This window comes from Photorhabdus sp. P32, from assembly GCF_038085095.1.
Classification (GTDB): domain Bacteria; phylum Pseudomonadota; class Gammaproteobacteria; order Enterobacterales; family Enterobacteriaceae; genus Photorhabdus; species Photorhabdus luminescens.
The window spans coordinates 1-590 of record NZ_JAZGJN010000044.1 but is presented as its reverse complement, the minus strand read 5'-3'; the positions used below and the strand labels follow the sequence as shown (position 1 = coordinate 590).

General features: G+C 42.0%; 1 protein-coding gene. It reads right to left on the bottom strand.

The features are described 5' to 3' along the window. Positions 1 to 29 precede the first annotated feature (29 nt). Positions 30 to 590: isocitrate dehydrogenase kinase/phosphatase-domain containing protein (locus V2H77_RS00135; protein ID WP_341497189.1), on the bottom strand; the 561-nt coding region annotated here is incomplete at its 5' end.

Here is a 590-nt window from a genome sequence, read left to right as displayed (position 1 = left end):
CTAACAGCAATCGACAATTCCCAATAAAATCAGGCTGAAACTTTGGTAATAAAGTAAGTTTCTATCTCAGTGCGTTGGCTAAATCGCTGCTTGCGTCGATACGCAAATACATCTTCCACATGACCATTTTTAATTCGTTCTTGCAACGCTCGCCAGTAGCCTGCTTTAAATAAATCACTATGCATCTCTTCAAAATAACAGCGAATACGACTGTCAGCGCAAAGAAAGTGTCGGAATTCCTCAGGAAAAACATCATTTGGCGCCACGCTATACCACGGTTCACTGGCAAGTTCATCTTCTGGGTAACGCGGCGGTGGGATATCTCGGAAGTTAACTTCTGTCATATAACAGATTTCATCATAATCGTAGAACACAACCCGGCCATGTCGTGTCACACCAAAATTCTTAAACAGCATATCTCCCGGGAAAATATTCGCAGCAGCAAGCTGTTTAATCGCATTGCCATACTCCTCGATAGCATCTTTCAGCTTTTGTTCATCTACCTGTTCCATATAGATATTCAGCGGTGTCATTCGCCGTTCCATATATAGATGTTTAATCAGGATCTTATCACCCAGATCTTCCAACTT